The sequence below is a fragment of the Caulobacter sp. Root487D2Y genome, assembly GCF_001427165.1.
Taxonomy (GTDB): domain Bacteria; phylum Pseudomonadota; class Alphaproteobacteria; order Caulobacterales; family Caulobacteraceae; genus Caulobacter.
The window spans coordinates 72,535-90,053 of the sequence record NZ_LMFD01000003.1 but is presented as its reverse complement, the minus strand read 5'-3'; the positions used below and the strand labels follow the sequence as shown (position 1 = coordinate 90,053).

16 protein-coding genes, 1 other RNA gene and 1 pseudogene are annotated in these 17,519 nt (G+C 69.4%); 16 read left to right on the top strand and 2 right to left on the bottom strand.

All coding sequences use genetic code 11. The features are described from left to right. Positions 1 to 126: 126 nt before the first annotated feature. A complete protein-coding gene (locus ASD38_RS06210; protein ID WP_056458612.1) occupies positions 127 to 1,608 on the bottom strand; it encodes a flavin-containing monooxygenase in 1,482 nt (493 codons plus the stop codon). Between the two features lie 178 nt (positions 1,609 to 1,786). Here ASD38_RS06210 and ASD38_RS06205 point away from each other — a divergent pair, with 178 nt between their 5' ends. From ASD38_RS06205 to murG, 15 genes and pseudogenes are all read left to right on the top strand, one after another. Beyond that, on the top strand, positions 1,787 to 2,680 hold the full coding sequence (locus ASD38_RS06205) for a DMT family transporter (RefSeq protein ID WP_056437975.1): 894 nt from the start codon (positions 1,787 to 1,789) through the stop codon (positions 2,678 to 2,680). Next, positions 2,677 to 3,396 carry an N-acetylmuramoyl-L-alanine amidase gene (locus tag ASD38_RS06200; RefSeq protein WP_056458610.1) on the top strand — a complete coding sequence of 240 codons (720 nt, stop codon included), beginning with the start codon at positions 2,677 to 2,679 and terminating at the stop codon, positions 3,394 to 3,396. Before ASD38_RS06205 ends, ASD38_RS06200 begins: the two co-directional genes overlap by 4 nt. After that, positions 3,396 to 3,998 (top strand): FMN-binding negative transcriptional regulator, encoded by a 603-nt coding sequence (locus ASD38_RS06195; protein WP_056458607.1) that lies wholly within the window; start codon positions 3,396 to 3,398, stop codon positions 3,996 to 3,998. The genes ASD38_RS06200 and ASD38_RS06195 overlap by 1 nt, the downstream gene beginning before the upstream one ends. A gap of 6 nt (positions 3,999 to 4,004) precedes the next feature. Then, positions 4,005 to 4,114, top strand: a pseudogene (locus tag ASD38_RS25060) (hypothetical protein); the annotation flags it as partial. Between the two features lie 52 nt (positions 4,115 to 4,166). Beyond that, positions 4,167 to 4,564: RNase P RNA component class A (rnpB, locus tag ASD38_RS06465), an RNA gene on the top strand. A gap of 313 nt (positions 4,565 to 4,877) precedes the next feature. Beyond that, positions 4,878 to 5,345 carry a division/cell wall cluster transcriptional repressor MraZ gene (locus tag ASD38_RS06190; protein WP_056458602.1) on the top strand — a complete coding sequence of 156 codons (468 nt, stop codon included), beginning with the start codon at positions 4,878 to 4,880 and terminating at the stop codon, positions 5,343 to 5,345. Next, entirely contained in the window at positions 5,342 to 6,322 is a 981-nt protein-coding gene (rsmH, locus tag ASD38_RS06185; protein WP_056458600.1) for a 16S rRNA (cytosine(1402)-N(4))-methyltransferase RsmH, read from the top strand. Before ASD38_RS06190 ends, rsmH begins: the two co-directional genes overlap by 4 nt. Continuing rightward, the gene (gene ftsL, locus ASD38_RS06180; RefSeq protein ID WP_056437957.1) at positions 6,319 to 6,780 is read left to right on the top strand and encodes a cell division protein FtsL; all 462 of its coding nucleotides are present in this window, start codon (positions 6,319 to 6,321) and stop codon (positions 6,778 to 6,780) included. Before rsmH ends, ftsL begins: the two co-directional genes overlap by 4 nt. Next, the gene (locus ASD38_RS06175; protein ID WP_056458597.1) at positions 6,777 to 8,531 is read left to right on the top strand and encodes a peptidoglycan D,D-transpeptidase FtsI family protein; all 1,755 of its coding nucleotides are present in this window, start codon (positions 6,777 to 6,779) and stop codon (positions 8,529 to 8,531) included. Before ftsL ends, ASD38_RS06175 begins: the two co-directional genes overlap by 4 nt. Continuing rightward, the gene (locus tag ASD38_RS06170; RefSeq protein ID WP_056437952.1) at positions 8,528 to 9,985 is read left to right on the top strand and encodes a UDP-N-acetylmuramoyl-L-alanyl-D-glutamate--2,6-diaminopimelate ligase; all 1,458 of its coding nucleotides are present in this window, start codon (positions 8,528 to 8,530) and stop codon (positions 9,983 to 9,985) included. The genes ASD38_RS06175 and ASD38_RS06170 overlap by 4 nt, the downstream gene beginning before the upstream one ends. Continuing rightward, positions 9,978 to 11,381: a UDP-N-acetylmuramoyl-tripeptide--D-alanyl-D-alanine ligase gene (locus tag ASD38_RS06165; protein WP_056458594.1), complete on the top strand. Its 1,404-nt coding sequence runs from the start codon at positions 9,978 to 9,980 to the stop codon at positions 11,379 to 11,381. The genes ASD38_RS06170 and ASD38_RS06165 overlap by 8 nt, the downstream gene beginning before the upstream one ends. After that, on the top strand, positions 11,381 to 12,496 hold the full coding sequence (gene mraY / locus ASD38_RS06160) for a phospho-N-acetylmuramoyl-pentapeptide-transferase (RefSeq protein WP_056437948.1): 1,116 nt from the start codon (positions 11,381 to 11,383) through the stop codon (positions 12,494 to 12,496). Before ASD38_RS06165 ends, mraY begins: the two co-directional genes overlap by 1 nt. A 13-nt stretch (positions 12,497 to 12,509) precedes the next feature. Further along, on the top strand, positions 12,510 to 13,925 hold the full coding sequence (gene murD / locus ASD38_RS06155; protein ID WP_056458593.1) for a UDP-N-acetylmuramoyl-L-alanine--D-glutamate ligase: 1,416 nt from the start codon (positions 12,510 to 12,512) through the stop codon (positions 13,923 to 13,925). 209 nt (positions 13,926 to 14,134) lie between these two features. Further along, positions 14,135 to 15,307, top strand: coding sequence for a putative lipid II flippase FtsW (gene ftsW, locus ASD38_RS06150; RefSeq protein ID WP_056437943.1), 1,173 nt, complete (start codon positions 14,135 to 14,137; stop codon positions 15,305 to 15,307). An 88-nt stretch (positions 15,308 to 15,395) separates the two neighbouring features. Continuing rightward, on the top strand, positions 15,396 to 16,481 hold the full coding sequence (gene murG, locus ASD38_RS06145; protein ID WP_056458590.1) for an undecaprenyldiphospho-muramoylpentapeptide beta-N-acetylglucosaminyltransferase: 1,086 nt from the start codon (positions 15,396 to 15,398) through the stop codon (positions 16,479 to 16,481). Between the two features lie 18 nt (positions 16,482 to 16,499). Here murG and ASD38_RS06140 read toward each other — a convergent pair whose 3' ends face one another. Further along, positions 16,500 to 17,093, bottom strand: coding sequence for a DUF1579 domain-containing protein (locus tag ASD38_RS06140; protein WP_200945993.1), 594 nt, complete (start codon positions 17,091 to 17,093; stop codon positions 16,500 to 16,502). A 162-nt stretch (positions 17,094 to 17,255) separates the two neighbouring features. Between ASD38_RS06140 and ASD38_RS06135 the strand changes: the two genes are divergently transcribed. Further along, positions 17,256 to 17,483 (top strand): hypothetical protein, encoded by a 228-nt coding sequence (locus tag ASD38_RS06135; RefSeq protein ID WP_056437937.1) that lies wholly within the window; start codon positions 17,256 to 17,258, stop codon positions 17,481 to 17,483. Positions 17,484 to 17,519: the final 36 nt, after the last annotated feature.

Genomic DNA, 17,519 nt, shown 5'->3' with positions numbered 1-17,519 from the left:
GTGGGGGAGGTGTCGGCGAAGCCGACGGAGGGGGGAGCGATCGGCTCTTTCCGCATCCCGGATCGATCGCCCAAAGAATCCCCCCACCGATCGCTGCGCGATCGCCTCCCCCACAGGGGGAGGACCTTACGCCGCGACCTTCTCCTTGGCCGGGGCCCTGGCCTTCGAGAACTCCATCGTTCCGTCGTCCACCTTGCCGTAGCGCAAGGTCACCAGGTCCAGCGCGTAGTTCTGGTGCACCTTCCACGGCGTCTTGGCGCCCTGCTTGGGCAGGATCTTCAGGGCGCGCTGGACGTAGCCCGACGAGAAGTCCAGCCAGGGCTCGATCTCCATCTGGCCCTCGGGCAGGCGCGGGGTGCAGATCTGGGCCCCCGTCCGGTCCATGTGGTTGAGCAGGCGGCAGACATATTCGGCCGTCAGGTCGGCCTTCAGGGTCCAGCTGGCGTTGGTGTAGCCGAAGGTCGAGGCCAGGTTCGGCACGTCGCTGAACATCATGCCCTTGTAGCTGGTGGTCTCGTGCGGCGCGATCTTCCGGCCGTCGACCACCACCTCCATCTCGCCCAGCAGCTGCATGCGCAGGCCGGTGGCGGTGACGATGATGTCGGCGTTCAGGCTCGCGCCCGATTTCAGCTTCAGGCCGGTTTCGGTGAAGGTCTCGATCTGGTCGGTGACCACCGACGAGGTCCCGGCCTTCAGGGAGTCGAACAGGTCGGCGTCCGGCACCAGGCACAGCCGCTGGTCCCAGGGATTGTAGCGCGGCGTGAAGTGGGTCGCGATGTCGTAGTCGGGACCCAGGTGCTCGCGCACCAGGCCCAGAAGCCGCTCCTTGGTCTTCTCCGGCTTCTTGCGGGCGATGTTGAAGAACAGCAGCTGCATCAGCACGTTCTTCCAGCGCGTGATGCCGTAGGCGGTCATGGCCGGCAGCTTGGCGCGCAGCCAGTTGGCGATCCCGTCCTCGGCCGGGCGCGAGACCACATAGGTCGGCGAGCGCTGCAGCATGGTCACGTGGCCGGCGGTCTTGGCCATTTCCGGGACCAGGGTGACGGCCGTGGCGCCGCTGCCGATGACCACGACTTGCTTGCCGGCGTAGTCCAGGTCCTCGGGCCAGTGCTGCGGGTGGACGACGCGGCCCTGGAAACGTTCGACCCCGGGGAAGTCAGGCGTGTAGCCGGCGTCGTAGTTGTAGTAGCCGCTGCACATCGACAGGAAATTGCAGGTCACCTTCACCGTCTTGCCGTCGTGCTCGGCCTCGACGGTCCAGGTGGCGGTCTCCGAGGACCAGCTGGCCCGCTTGACCTTGTGGCCGTAGCGGATGTGGCGGTCGATGCCGTTCTCGGCGGCGGTCTCGTGGACATAGTTCAGGATCGACGGGCCGTCGGCGATGGCTTTCGCCTCGCGCCACGGCTTGAAGGCGTAGCCCAGGGTGTACATGTCGCTGTCGGACCGGATGCCCGGATAGCGGAACAGGTCCCAGGTGCCGCCCATCGCCGCCCGCGCCTCGAGGATGGCGTAGGTCTTCTTCGGACAGTCGCGTTGAAGATGGTAGGCCGCGCCGATGCCCGACAGGCCCGCGCCCACGATCAATACGTCGAAATGCTCGATGGCCATCGTGCCTCCGCCCTGAAGTTCACCCGGCCCGGTGGTCCGGGCGCTCGCGTATGTGAACATTGTTCACCAGCAAACGACCGTTTAGCCCATCCGTCAACCGCGGCGTCGCGCAAGACGATGTCGGCGGTCATCGGTTTTGATTGCAAACCCTCGTCAGCGGCGCGTATCGGTCATTCCCATGTCTTTGCGCGACTTTGGTTTGCTGGTCCTGGTCTGTCTGGTCTGGGCCTGCAACAACATCATTTCCAAGATCGTGGTCGCCCACTGGGGCGTGCCGCCGCTGTTCTATGCGGCGGTGCGTTTCGCCATCGTCGCGGCGGTGACCCTGCCGTGGCTGCTGCCCGCGCCGCGCCCGACCTGGCGGATCGTGACCGTGGGTCTGCTGATGGGGGCGGGCAACTTCGCCCTGCTGTTCATGGGCTTCAAGACCGCCTCGCCGTCGGCCTCGGCGGTGGTGATCCAGCTGGGCGTGCCGTTCACGACGCTCCTGTCGATGCTGATGCTGGGCGAGAAGGTGCGCTGGAAGCGCGGCCTGGGCATCGCCCTGACCCTGGCGGGCGCGGTGGTGGTGATGTGGAACCCGCACGGCCTGCAGCTGTCGCCGGGCCTGTGGTTCATCGTCGCCTCGGCGTTCACCGGTTCGCTGGGCGCGGTGATGATGAAGCAGATCGAGGGCGTGAAACCGCTGCAGTTCCAGGCCTGGGTCGGCGCCACCTCGGTCGCGCCCCTGGCCCTGCTGAGCCTGGCGACCGAACCCGGCGGCCTGGACCTGGCCCTGAAGGCCGGCTGGCCGTTCCTGGCGGCGCTGCTGTTCTCGGCCCTGATCGTCTCGGTCCTGGCCCACACCGCCTATTACGGCCTGATCCAACGCCACGACGCCAATCTGGTCGCGCCGCTGACCCTGATGACCCCGCTGATGACCATTGGCCTGGGCGTTCTGATCACGCACGATCATTTCGACGCCCGCATGGGAATCGGCACGCTGCTCGCGCTAGTGGGGGTGCTGATCATCGCCCTGCGCAAGAACCAGGTGATGCCGCTGCTGATGCTGACGAGGAACCGCTCTCAATGACGTTGATCGACGCCCCGTCGCCGAACTTCGACGCGCGCAAGGCCGTGCCCGACTGCGTCGTCCTGCACTACACCGGCATGGAGACCGGCCCGGCCGCCCTGGCGCGGCTGTGCGACCCCGAAGCCAAGGTCTCGGCCCACTATCTGGTCGAGGAGGATGGCCGGATCTTCCGCCTGGTGCCCGAGGAGCGCCGCGCCTGGCACGCCGGGGCCGCCTTCTGGAAGGGCGTCAAGGACATCAACTCGGCCTCGATCGGCGTCGAGATCGTCAATCCCGGCCACGAGTTCGGCTATCGCCCGTTCCCCGACGCTCAGATCGCCGCGGTGATCAACCTGCTGGCCGACATCCGCTCGCGCTGGATGATCGACGACGACATGATCATCGGCCACTCCGACATCGCCCCCGGCCGCAAGATCGATCCGGGCGAGCTGTTCCCCTGGAAGCGTCTGGCCGAGGCCGGCCACGGCCTGTGGGTCGAGCCGCCGCCGTCGCCCGGCGCGCCGCTGGGCCAGGGCGAGGAGGGGACCGGCGTCTTCGCCCTGCAGGCCGGCCTGACCCGCCTGGGCTACAACTGTCCGCCGTCCGGCCAGTACGATGAGTGGACCGAGACCGTGGTCGCCGCCTTCCAGCGCCACTGGCTGCAGACCCGCTTCGACGGCGTCGCCGACGGCGAGACCCGGGCCCGGCTGGTGGCCCTGCTGCGGGCCGCCGGCTGATGCATCCTGCCAAGCCGTTCCACGTCGACGACCGCGAGACGTTGCTCGGCTTCTTCCGCGCGCGTCCGTTCGTGACGATCGCGGCGGCGGTGGGCGGGCGGCCATTCACCGCCCAGGCGCCGGTGGTGGTCCGCGAACTGGACTTCGGCGAGGTGGCGCTGGACTTTCACCTGTCGCGCGGCAACGCCCTGGCGCCATACGTGGTCCAGGGCTTCCGCGCCGTGGCCCTGGCGACCGGACCGGACGCCTATGTCAGTCCCGACTGGTACGGCACGGAGGACCACGTGCCGACCTGGAACTACGTCTCGGCCGAGGCCGAGGGCCTGGTCGCGCCGCTCAGCGACGCCGAGTTCGTGGCCTTGCTCGACGACCTCTCGGCCCAGGAGGAGGCGCGGCTCCTGCCCAAGACGCCCTGGACCCGCGCCAAGATGAGCCCCGGCCGCTTCGAGACCATGATGCGCGGCGTCATCGGCTGCCGGCTCAGCGTCGAGCGCCTGGAAGGGACCTGGAAGCTGTCGCAGAACAGGACCGCCGCCGAGCGGGCCGGCGTGGTCGCGGCGCTGGGCGATCATCCGATCGCGGGGTTGATGCGGGATCTCTAGGTCTCGTTGAGCGATGCCTGCGGGCCCGCCCTGGTCCTTCGACAGGCTCAGGATGAGGACGACTTCGCGAAGCCGACATTCGAATTCCTCATCCTGAGCTTGTCGAAGGACGAGGAATTCGCGCCACGGCTTGACCCCAACGCTCCCAACCGTCACACAACCCCCGGACCAGATGGTCGGGCGGCCGCGGCATCTTCGGATGTCGAGGAAAGTCCGGGCTCCACGGTGACAAGGCGGCGGGTAACGCCCGCCGGGAGCGATCCCAGGGATAGCGCCACAGAAAGCAAACCTCCTCCCTCCGGGGCGGGAAGGGTGAAAGGGTGGGGTAAGAGCCCACCGCGGACCTGGCAACAGGGACGGCATGGCAAGCCCCGCCTGGAGCAAGACCGAATAGGGACCCCGCGCCGGCCTCGCGTCGGATAGGCCGTCACTGGCTGAGAGGGTCCGGGTAGGTCGCGAGAACCGTCCAGCGATGGGCGGTCCAGAGGAATGGCCGTCTCGCGGTCGTCTTTCTTTCGGGAGGGGCGGGCGTCAGACAGAACCCGGCTTACAGACCATCTGGTCCATTCGCCCCGCATCGGGGCCACGAAAAAGTGGGTTTCAGCCCCACTTCTCCCCAAGACGTCGACAGCGCGGCCGTGGGTTCCCTTATCCGCAAGGGACTCGCGCAGAGTCTAGCGCGCCGCAAGTCTTAACAAGTTCCATGTATGTTCTGTGGATAGATTCTAGCGCTCTGTGAAAGAGCGCCGCGACACCTTTGTTTTGACGGCTAAACGGCCGTTGGTGTCATTGTGTCCCAATCAATCCCATGTTAACCCACTTCTGCCGGAGCGATCGTGGCAGGGCGTCCGGCGGCGGGCTTAAACAGGGGTAGGCGAGGTGTTTCTCTCGACGTTCGAGAAGCAGCTGGACAGCAAGCGGCGCATCGTCGTGCCGCAGGACTTCCGCGCCGCGCTCTCGGGTCCGTTCGACGGGATCTTCTGCTTCCCCTCCATCGAGGCCGACTGCCTGGAAGCTGGCGGAAAAAGCCTGTTCGACCGTTACCAGGACGTGATCGACGAGCTGCCGTTCGGCGATCCCCTGCGCTCGGCCCTGGAGACCAGCGTCCTGGGCGGCATGGCGCGGCTGTCGTTCGACACCGCCGGCCGCATCACGCTTCCCGACACCCTGTGCGAGATGTTCGGCCTGACCGACTGGGTCGCCGTGGTCGGTCTGGGCGAGCGGTTCCAGATCTGGTCGCGCGAGGCCTTCCAGGCCCACCGCGCCGCCCAGCGCGAACTGGCCCGCGACGGCCTGGCCGCCATGCGCGCCCAGCAGCGCACCGCCCGGATCGGGGGCGCGGCATGAGCGACCAGGAAACCGTCCGGGAGCCCGGCGCGCCGCACGTCTCGGTGCTGCTCGACGAGGTGGTCGGCGCTTTGGCCTCGGGGCCCGGCGACGTGGTCGTCGACGGCACCTTCGGGGCCGGCGGCTACACCCGCGCCATCCTGGCGACGGGTGCCTCGGTCATCGCCTTTGACCGCGATCCCAGCGTCGCTCGCTTCGCCGCCGAGTTCGCCGCGACGGCCAATTCTTCCGCGACGGATAGTCGCTTTCGGTTGATTCAGGACCGCTTTTCGCAAATCACCGAGTATCTGGAGGATGCGTCGGTCGACGGCGTCACCCTGGATCTTGGCGTTTCCTCCATGCAGCTCGACGAGGCTGAGCGCGGTTTCTCTTTCATGCGCGACGGTCCTCTGGACATGCGCATGGGCGCCGACGGCCCCACCGCCGCCGATCTGGTCAACGAGCTGGATCAGGTCGAGCTGGCCCGCATCCTCTACGTCTATGGCGAGGAGCACGCCTCGCGCCGCATCGCCAGCTTCATCGTCAAGCGCCGGGCCGAGCGTCCGTTCACCCGCACCCTGGACCTGGCCCACGTGATCGAGCGCGCCCTGGGCGGCCGCAAGGGCGCCAAGGTCCACCCCGCCACCCGCTCGTTCCAAGGCCTGCGGATCGCCGTCAACGCCGAGCTGGAAGAGCTGGAGGCCGGCCTCGTGGCCGCCGAGCGCGTGCTGAAGCCGGGCGGCCGCCTGGCGGTGGTCACCTTCCACTCGCTGGAAGACCGTATCGTCAAGAATTTCCTGGCCGAGCGCGCCGGCCGCACGCCCGGCGGGTCGCGCCACGCGCCGCCGGTCGAAGCCGGCGCCCCGCCCAGCTTCCAGCTGATCTCGTCTAAGGCCATCGCGCCGGGCGAGGCCGAGCTGGCGGTCAATCCGCGCGCCCGGTCGTCCAAGCTGCGCGCCGCCGTGCGCACCCAAGCTCCCGTCTGGAGCGCCGCATGAGCCTGTCGAGCATCTTCGACCGCCGCGTGCGGGGCTTCCGGGTCGTCGAGCTGGTCTGCCTGACCATCCTGCTGATCCTGGTCCTGGGCGTCTATATGGCCAAGACCTTCGCCGGCCGCGAGCGGGCCCAGATCGCCTCGGTCGAGGAGCAGATCGTCCAGGAGAAGGCCCGCGTCCGCCTGCTCAAGGCCGAGGTCGCCTACCTGGAGCAGCCGCGCCGCATCGAGCAACTGGCTCAGCAGCTGCAGCTGGCGCCGATCAGCCCCGAACACGAGACGACCGAGGACGCCCTGATCGACGTGGCGCGCCACGCGCCCGCCGCCCACGCCCCGGCCTCGCCGACGGCGGCGGCGAACAACGAGGCGGCCTCGGCGGAGGCGCCCGAGGCGACGCCGGACGACTATCCGCCGCCCCAGCCTGCGACCGGCCAGGCGCCCTCTGGGGAGGCTCCGCGATGAGCCTGGCCAACCTCGCTCCCGGCGGCGCGCCCGCGGCCTGGCGCTGGCTGATCGAACGGGTCTGGCGGCTGGAGCACGCCTTCGAGCGCTCGCGCGCCGCCGCCCGGCCGCAGGACGACACCCGCATCCGCATCTTCTTCGTCATGGCCATCTTCGGCCTGGCCTTCACCGTGCTGGCCCTGGGCGCGACCTGGGCGGCGGTGTTCTCCAAGGTGGGCGGCAACGGCTATCTGGCCTCCACCGACGGGGCGCGGGGCGACCTGGTCGACCGCAACGGCCAGCTGCTGGCCGTCGACCTGACCCACTACGCCCTCTACATCAATCCCAAGGACGTCTGGGACGCCAAGGCCACGCGCCGGGCCCTGGGCAAGGCCCTGCCGGCGGTTCCGGCCAAGCGCCTGGACCAGGCTGTGCTCTCCGACCGCCGCAGCTTCGTGGTCGGCGGCATGACCCCGGCCGAGAAGGACGCGATCTTCGACCTGGGCCTGCCCGGCGTCGAGTTCGAGGAACAGGCCGCCCGGGTCTATCCGCTGGGCTCCAGCGCCGCCCACTTCATCGGCTTCGTCGACAAGGGCGGCAAGGGCCTGTCCGGCGTCGAGAAGGCTCTGGACAAGTCGGTGCGCGAGGCCGCCGCCAAGGGACCGGACGGCGCGATCCCGCTGTCGATCGACCTGCGCGTCCAGGCCGCCCTGGAGGACGAGGTCCGCAAGGCCGCGATCGAGTTCCAGGCCAAGGGCGCCGTCGGCATCGTGACCAATGTCCATACCGGGGAGATCCTCGGCATGACCAGCTTCCCGGACTACGACCCCAACCGGCTGGACCAGGCGTCCGCCGAGCAGATGACCAATCACGCAGCCGCCTCGGTCTATGAGATGGGCTCGACTTTCAAGGCCTTCACCGTGGCCATCGGCCTGGACACCGGCGTGGCGACCACGGCCTCGACCTTCGACGCCCGCGAGCCCTTCAAGCTGGGCTACCGGACGATCCATGACTTCCACGCCGCGCGGAAGATCCTGACCCTGGTCGAGGTGTTCCAGCACTCGTCCAACATCGGCACCGCCATGCTGGCCGAGCGCATCGGCGGCGAGCGCCTGAGCCGCTACTTCACGGCCCTGGGCCTGACCAAGCCGGCCAAGGTCGAGCTGCTGGAGTCGGCCCGCCCGCTGACCCCGAAGAAGTGGGACGACGACGCGGTGGCCTCGACCTCGTTCGGCCACGGCATCAACGTCTCGCCTCTGGCGCTGGCCCAGGCGATGGGCGCGGTGCTGAACGGCGGCACGCTGCAGCCGCTGACCATCCACAAGCTGGCCCAGGGCGTGCGTCCGGAAGCCCCGCGCGCCGTCTCGGAAGAGACCTCCCAGCAGATGCTGCGGATCATGCGCGCCAACGTCACCGGCGGCAGCGGCAAGTCGGCCAACATCCCAGGCCTGTCGGTGGGCGGCAAGACCGGCACCGGCGAGAAGTACGACCCGGCGATCCGGGGCTATAACCACCAGCGCCAGGTCTCGTCGTTCGCCGCGGTGTTCCCGACCGAGGGGCCGGTCGAGGCCGACCGCTACTTCGTGCTGGTGCTGCTGGACGAGCCCAAGGGCAACGCCAGGACCGCCGGCTTCTCGACCGGCGGCTGGGTGGCCGCGCCGGCCGCCGGCCGTGTTATCGACCGCATCGCTCCGTTCCTCGGCGTCCGCCGGCAGAGCGACATCTTCACCGTGGCCCAGTCGCCGCAAGCCGCTTCGGAGGCGGGACTTTGAGCAAGACCCTTTCGCAGATTCTGAACCGGCCGTGCGAGGTCGATCCCGTGATCACCGGGGTCACCGCCGACAGCCGCAAGGTGCGTGAAGGATTCCTGTTCGCGGCCCTGCCGGGCAGCAAGGCCGACGGTCGCAGCTTCATCCCCGGCGCGATCGCCTCCGGCGCGGCGGCCGTGCTGGCCCCGGACGACGTCGAGGGCCTGTCGGTTCCCGTCGTCCACGCCGGCGACCTGCGCCGCGCCTACGCCCTGGCGGCCGCCCAGTTCTGGGCCGAGCAGCCGGCGACCTGCGTGGCGGTGACCGGCACCAACGGCAAGACCTCGGTCGCCGGCTTCTGCCGCCAGATCTATGCCCGGCTCGGTCATAAGGCGGCGAGCATGGGCACCCTGGGCGTCGTGGTCAGCGCGCCGGGCGCGCCGGACCAGCAACTGACTCCGCCGGGCCTGACCACGCCGGACGCGGCCGACGTCGCGGAAATGATGGCCAAGCTGGCGGCGATGGGCGTGACTCATCTGGCCGTCGAGGCCTCGTCGCACGGCATCGACCAGCGCCGCCTGGACGGCGTGCGCCTGGCCGCCGCCGGCTTCACCAACTTCACCCAGGACCACCTGGACTATCACGGCACCATGGGCTGCTACCGGGCGGCCAAGCTGCGGCTGTTCGAGACCCTGCTGCCCCGCGCCCGCACCGCCGTTCTGAACGCCGACAGCGACGCCTTCCCGGCCTTCGCCTCGGCCGCCGTCACCTCGGGCCAGACCGTCCTGTCGGTCGGTCATGAAGGGCAGGGGCTGACGCTGGTCTCGCGCACCCCCGTGCCGCAAGGCCAGCGCCTGAAGATCGCCGCCCAGGGCCGCGAGTTCGACGTGCTGCTGCCGCTGGCCGGCGACTTCCAGGCCTCCAACGTCCTGGTCGCCGCGGGCCTGGTCCTGGCCACCGGCGAGGACCTCGACGCGACCATCGCCGCCCTGGCCACCCTCGAAGGCGCGGCCGGCCGGCTGCAGCGGGTCGGAACCGGCGCGCGCGGCGGCGAGGCCTATGTCGACTACGCCCACACCCCCGACGGGCTTGAGACGGTGCTGGCCGCCCTGCGTCCCCACACCCGCGGCAAGCTGATCGTGGTGTTCGGGGCCGGCGGCGACCGCGACCGCGGCAAACGACCCTTGATGGGCGAGATCGCCGCCCGTCTGGCCGACGTGGCCATCGTCACCGACGACAATCCCCGCTCCGAGGAGCCCGCCTCGATCCGCGCCGCCATCCTGGCCGCCGCGCCGGGCGCGAAGGAATATGGCGACCGTCGCGAAGCCATCCGGGCCGGCGCGTCGCTGCTGGCCGACGGCGACGTGCTGGTGGTGGCCGGCAAGGGCCACGAGCAGGGCCAGTTGGTGGCCGGCGTGAACCATCCGTTCGACGACGTGACCGAAACCGCCAAGGCGCTGGAGGCCGTCCATGCCTGACGCCGCCAAGATCGTTCCCCTGTGGACCGCCCACGAGATCGCCGCCGCGACCCAGGGGCGGGTGCTGGCCGACTTCGAAGCCACCGGCGTGTCGATCGACAGCCGCAGCATCGAGCCGGGCGACCTGTTCGTGGCCCTGTCGGGCGCGCGCGACGGCCATGAGTTCGTGGTCCAGACCGCCGACAAGGGCGCGGCCGGGGCGCTGGTCTCCAAGCCCGTCGCCATTCCCGCGGTGCTGGTCGAAGACACCTTCCGGGGCCTGGAGCGCCTGGGCGTCGCCGCCCGCGAGCGCGCGCCCCAGGCCCGGCGCGGCGCGGTCACCGGCTCGGTCGGCAAGACCAGCGTCACCCGCGCCGTCGAGGCCGGCCTGCGCCGGGCGGGCAAGGCCCACGCCTCGGTCAAGTCGTACAACAACCACATCGGCGTGCCGCTGACCCTGGCGCGCATGCCGCGCGACACCCAGCGGGCGGTGTTCGAGGTCGGCATGAACCACGCCGACGAGATCACGCCGCTGTCGGACTTCATCCGGCCCCATGCGGTCGCCATCACCACCGTGGGCCCGGTCCACCTGGAGAACTTCGCCGACGGCGAGGAGGGCGTCGCCCGCGCCAAGGCCGAGATCTTCGCCGGCATGGAGCCCAACGGCGTCGCGGTGCTGAACGCAGACAACCCGTGGTTCCCGCTGCTGAAGGCCGAGGCCGAGAAGGCCGGCGCCCAGGTCTGGAGCTTCGGCGCGGGCGAGGGCGTCACCGCCCAGTTGACCGGCTTCGCCGCCGGCCCGAACGGCGCGACCATCACCGCCGTCGTGCGCGGCGAGACCCTCAGCTTCCCTATCCTGCAGACCGGCGTGCACTGGGGCCTCAATAGCCTGTGCGTGCTGCTGATGCTCGAGGCCCTGGACGTCGACCGCGAGACCGCCCTGGCGGCCCTGGCCGAGTTCGAGCCGATCGAGGGCCGCGGCGCCGAGCGTCTGGTCCACCTGCCCGGCGGGACCTTCACCCTGGTCGACGAGAGCTACAACGCCAATCCCGTCTCGATGCAGGCCGCCCTGGCCACCCTGGGCGCCCGCAAGGTGGCCGGTCGCCGGATCGTGGTTCTGACCGACATGCTGGAGCTGGGCCCGCAGAGCGCCCGCTTCCATGGCGACCTGGCCGCGCCGATCGCCGCCGCCGACATCGATCTGGTGTTCTGCGGCGGACCGTTAATGAAATCTTTATGGGAAGCGCTTCCGCCGACTCGGCGAGGCGGGTACGCCCAGAGCGCCGCCGAACTCGTGCCCCAGGTCGTTTCGGCGATGCGGGCGGGGGACGTGGTGATGGTGAAGGGATCGAATGGGTCGAAGGCCGGGGCCGTGGCCGCCGCCTTGGGCGCGCTCGACCTCCAGGGACAGGGCTGATGCTGTATTTCCTCTATAATTGGCTCTCGCAGGGCGGGCACGAGCACGTTCCGGTCCTCAACCTGCTGAAATACCTGACCTTCCGAACCGGCATGTCGATGCTGACGGCCTATGTCGTGGCCGTGGCCATGGGCTCGCGCTTCATCCGCTGGATGAAGGCCAAGCAGGGCAAGGGCCAGCCGATCCGCACCGACGGCATCGCCCGCCACGTCACCGAGAAGGCCGGCACGCCCACCATGGGCGGCTTCATGATCCTGGCCGGCCTGTTCGTCGGCTCGCTGCTGTTCGCCGACCTGCGCAACGTCCACGTCTGGGTGGTGCTGGGCATCACCGCCGCCTTCGGCGTGCTGGGCTTCATGGACGACTACGCCAAGGTCACCAAGCAGACGACCGCCGGGCTCTCCAGCGGCCAGAAGCTGATCGCCCAGTTCATCATCTCGATCCTGGCGGCCGTGGCGCTGATCCTGTTCGCGCCCAAGTCCCAGATGACCCCGGGCCTGGAGACCTCGCTGGTCTTCCCGATCCTGAAGAACCTGGTGATCAACATGGGCTGGTTCTACGTGGCCTTCGCCGCGGTCACGATCGCCGGCTTCTCCAACGCCGTGAACCTGACCGACGGCCTGGACGGCCTGGCCATCGTGCCGGTGATGTTCGCCGCCTCGACCTTCGGCCTGATCGCCTACCTGGTGGGCAACTACAAGTTCGCCGGCTATCTGAACCTGCACTTCGTGCCCAGCGTCGGCGAGCTGGCCGTGGTCTGCGGCGCGATCATCGGCGGGGGCATGGGCTTCCTCTGGTACAACGCTCCGCCGGCCAAGATCTTCATGGGCGACACCGGGTCCCTGGCCCTGGGCGGGGCCCTGGGCTCGATCGCGGTCTGCGCCAAACACGAGCTGGTCCTGGGCATCGTCGGCGGCCTGTTCGTCGCCGAGGCGCTGAGCGTGATGATCCAGGTCGCCTACTTCAAGAAGACCAAGAAGCGCATCTTCCTGATGGCGCCGATCCACCACCATTTCGAGAAGCTCGGCTGGGCCGAGAGCACCGTCGTGGTCCGCTTCTGGATCGTGGCGATGATGCTCAGCTTCGTCGGCCTCGCCACCCTGAAGCTGAGATAGGAGAGGGCGCGCCATGATCCCGGTCCGCGGTTTCGAGGGCAAGACCGTCGCCGTGTTCGGCCTGGGCCGGACGGGGCTGACGGCCGCGCGCGCGCTGATCGCCGGCGGGGCCAAGGTGGCGCTGTGGGACGAGAAGCCCGAGAGCCGCCAGGCCGCCGTGGCCGAGGGCCTGAACGTCGTCGACCTGACCACCGCCGACTGGGGCCAGTTCGCCGCCCTGATGCTGTCGCCGGGCGTGCCGCTGACCCATCCCAAGCCGCACTGGACGGTCGGCAAGGCCAAGGCCGCCGGGGTCGAGATCCTGGGCGACATCGAGCTGTTCGCCCGCACGGTCAACGCCGCGCCCGAGCACAAGAAGCCCAAGATCGTCGCCATCACCGGCACCAACGGTAAGTCGACCACCACCGCCCTGATCGGCCACCTGTGCCGCCAGGCCGGGCGCGACACCCGGGTGGGCGGCAATATCGGCGAGGGCGTGCTTGGCCTGGAGGACATGCACGGCGGCGCGGTCTACGTGCTGGAGCTGTCGTCGTACCAGCTGGACCTGACCTCCAGCCTCAAGCCCGACGCCGTGGTGCTGCTGAACATCTCGCCCGACCACCTGGACCGCCATGGCGGCATGGACGGCTATATCGCCGCCAAGCGCCGGATCTTCCTGAACCAAGGCAAGGGCGACACGGCGATCATCGGCGTCGACGATCCCTGGTGCCAGCAGATCTGCACCGAGATCACCGCCGCCAACCGCCGGACCATCTGGCCGATCAGCGCCGGCAAGGCCATGGGCCGCGGCGTCTACGCCCTGCAGGGCGTGCTGTACGACGCCACCGGCGAGCGGGTCACCGAGATGGCCGATCTTCTTCGCGCCAGAAGCCTGCCGGGCCGCCACAACTGGCAGAACGCCGCGGCCGCCTACGCCGCCGCCCGCGCCCTGGGCATCCCGCCGCACCAGGCCGTCGACGGCCTGATGAGCTTCCCGGGCCTGGCCCATCGGATGGAGACGGTCGGCAAGATCGGCAAGGTCCGCTTCGTCAACGACAGCAAGGCCACCAACGCCGACGCCGCTCGCCAGGCGATGTCCAGCTATCCCAAGTTCTACTGGATCGCCGGCGGCGTGGCCAAGGCCGGCGGCATCGACGATCTGGTCGACCTGTTCCCGCGCGTCGCCACCGCCTATCTGGTCGGCCAGGCGGCCGAGGACTTCGGCAAGACCTTGGAGGGCAAGGCCCCGGTGCGCCAGTGCGGCGACATCGAGACCGCCGTGGCCGCCGCCTACGCCGACGCGGCCGCCAGCGGCGAGGAGGCCATCGTCCTGCTCTCGCCCGCCTGCGCCTCGTTCGACCAGTTCGCCGACTTCGAGCAGCGGGGCGAGGCGTTCCGCGCGGCGGTGAATGGGCTGGGCAAGGCTCCGGCTTCGGCGAAAAGGGCCTAGTTTTCGGCGGCTGACACTTGCCCCCTACGGGTCGCTGCGCGACCGTCTTCCCCCAGAGGGGGAAGAGGTTCACGAGCGCGGCTCCTCCGCCCCCATGGGGGCGGACAGGTGGCGTAGCCGCCAGGTGGGGCAAGTTTGAGTCCATTCGCCACACGGCTTCCAAGCTCAACAACAACACTCGCTTAACCCTAAACTCCGACCCTCCGGCCATGACGTTCCAGACCACCCACGCCTTCGCCCGCACCGACCGTTCGCGGCTCGGCGTCTGGTGGTGGACGACCGATCGCTGGCTGCTGGGCGCCACCGCGATCCTGGTCACCGTGGGCGTGCTGCTGTCGTTCGCCTCCAGCCCGGCCGCGGCCGCGCGGATCGGCCTGGACGACCAGTTCCACTTCGCCGTGCGCCAGTGCGTGTTCGGCCTGGGCGCGGCGTTCATCGTGCTGTCGGTGTCGATGCTCAGCCCCAAGGGCATCCGGCGCTCGGCCTTCTTCATCTACCTCCTGGCCATCGGGGTGATGGCGGCCCTGCCGTTCATCGGCCACAGCGCCAAGGGCGCGGCCCGCTGGCTGCTGATCGGCGGCTTCACGTTCCAGCCGTCGGAATTCATGAAGCCGGCCCTGATCGTGCTGGTCTCCTGGATGTTCGCCGAGGGCCAGAAGGGCGAGGGGGTGCCGGGCGTCTCGATCGCCTTCTTCCTGTATTTCGTCGCCGTGGCCCTGCTGCTGATCCAGCCCGACGTCGGCCAGACCGTGCTGATCACCATCGCTTTCGGGGCCGCCTTCTGGATGGCCGGGGTGCCGATCTCGTGGATCATGGGCCTGGGCGCCGTGGCGGTCGGCGGGCTGATGTCGACCTATTTCCTGTTCGACCACGTCCATGCCCGGGTGCAGAAGTTCCTCAGCCCCGACCAGGCCGACACCCACCAGATCACCCGCGCCGCCGAGGCCATCCACGCCGGCGGCCTGTTCGGGCGCGGCCCGGGCGAAGGCGTCATGAAGCGCCACGTGCCCGACCTGCACACCGACTTCATCTATTCGGTCGCGGCCGAGGAATACGGCCTGGTGTTCTCCCTGGCCCTGATCACCCTGTTCGCCTTCATCGTGGTGCGCGGGCTCTACAAGGCGATGAAGCTTTCCGACACCTTCGAGCAGGTGGCCGCCTCGGGCCTGTTCGTGCTGGTGGGCCAGCAGGCCTTCATCAACGTGGCCGTGAACCTCAACATGATCCCGACCAAGGGCATGACCTTGCCCTTCATCTCGTATGGCGGCTCGTCGATGCTGGCCATGGGCCTGACCCTGGGCATGGCCCTGGCGTTGACGCGCAAGCGTCCGGGGGCCTATGGCGGAGCGGGAGAGTTCGATCAGGCGGGGGGCCTGGACTGAGCTCTTTCGAGGAGGCCCGTCTTGTCGCAGCCATTCTTGTTGAGGGCCTCTCGCCCATGAACCGCTCGCGTATCGGAGCCGCAGTTAAATGAACAAGCTGGCAGTCGTCGCCGCCGGGGGCACCGGCGGGCACCTGTTCCCCGCCCAGGCCCTGGCCGAGACCCTGGCCGCGCGCGGCTGGCGCATCGTGCTGGCCACCGACGAGCGCGGCGCGCTCTACGCCGACAAGTTCCCCGCCGAGGAGCGCCTGGCGCTGTCGGCCGCCACCGCCAAGTCCGGCGACCCGATCGGCATGCTCAAGGCCGGGATCGTGGTCATGCAGGGCGTCGGCCAGGCCAAGGCCGCCTTCAAGCGGCTGGACCCGGCCGTGGTCGTCGGCTTCGGCGGCTATCCGGCCCTGCCGGCCCTGCTGGCCGCCGTGGGCCAGAAGCGCCCGACCGTGATCCATGAGCAGAACGCGGTGCTGGGCCGCGTGAACCGCTATCTCGCCCCCAAGGTCAACGAAGTCGCTTGCGCGTTCCCGACCCTGGAGCTGGCCAAGCCGGCCGTGAAGGCCCGCGCCCACGTGGTCGGCAATCCCGTGCGGCCGGCGATCCGGGCCCTCTACGACGTGCCCTACCTGCCGCCCGAGGTGCAGCTGCGCATCCTGGTCACCGGCGGCAGCCAGGGCGCGCGCCTGCTGTCCGAGCTGATCCCGGAGGCCGTCGCCAAGCTGCCCGAGGACCTGCGCGGCCGCCTGAAGGTGTTCCAGCAGGCCCGCGCCGAGAGCATGGAAGGCGCCCGCAAGATCTATCGCAACGCCATGGTCGAGTGCGAGGTCGCGCCGTTCTTCCGCGACATGGCCGGCTATCTGCGCCAGGCCCACCTGGTGATCGGCCGGGCCGGCGCCTCGACCTGCTGCGAGCTGGCGGTCGCCGGCCGCCCGTCGATCCTGATCCCGCTGAAGATCGCCGCCGACGACCACCAGCGCTTCAACGCCCGCCAGTTGGAAGAGGCCGGCGCCGCCGCCGTGTGCCTGGAAGACGAACTGACCGTCGACGCCATGGCCGGGGCGCTGAACGCCCTGCTCAAGGACCCCGAACGCCTGGGCCGCATGGCGGCGGGGGCGCGGAAAGTGGCCACGCCCGACGCGGCCGAGCAGCTGGCGGACCTGGTGGAGAAGACGGCGCGGTAGCTGGCCGCCGCGAGCGCCTCAGGCGGGCGCCCGGGTGAACCACATCAGCCAGTTGGTCTCCCAGGTCTTGCCGCCGTCGGTCGAGAAGGCCTGGTCCCATTTCGCCGTCTTGGCGGTGAGCTCCGACCAGCGGAAGCGCACCGTGACGGGCTGGCCCTTATGGACGTCGTCGCCCAGGAAGGTCCCGACGCCGTCCTTGAAGCCGCCCCGCACCGGCGGGTCGATCGTCGCGAGGCGTGAGTCGATCCACCAGATCGACCATTGGCGCGTCTGGCTGTTGAAGGCCCGGACGCCGACGCCGCGATAGGTCCCGCCCGGCAGCTCCAGCACGTTGTCGTCGACATTGCCCTGGCCATCCAGCAGGGGCCAGTTGACGCAGGTGCCGGCGAAATCCTCCCACTGCGTGCTGCCGACCAGCCGTTCCTTCAAGCGGCGATGCTGGACCTTCCAGCGCCCGACCAGGAACGCCCAGTCGTCGGGGCCGCCGGTGATCCCCTGACTCGGATCCTCGCCCGAGGGGCGGGCCTCGGCGCCCGCCCCGGTCAGGGCGCTGATGATCAGGCCGGCGGCGATCGCGCCGCGGCGGGTCTGGAACGGGGGACTCGCTGTCATGACGACCTTTCTGGGGGCCTACGGAGATTTGTCGCCCAGGATAGCGCTCCTCCTGTGTCGCGCTTGGGGGCGATTGCGAAAATCGAAGCCGCCCGCCGGCGAAGGATCAGCGAACCCGTTCGCGCGTTCCTCAGACCTGGTTCCGTGTTCGGGAGAACACTCATGCGCACGAACATCGCCATCATCGCCCTGATCTATCCCATGGTGCAGGCCGTGGTTTTCGGACTGGGCATACTTGGCTTGCTGGTCTTCGGCGCGCCCTCCAGCCTGTTTCCAGTCATGATCGCCGCGACCTTCGTCATCGCGTTGCCGATCGCCGTGGTGATTGGTCCTCGGCTCAGGTCGCGCCTCTGGCGTCGACGCCATGGCGAGGACCTGAAGCCGTCGTGACCTGAAAGGGCGGGTCAATGGAGCGCGAGGCCGCGC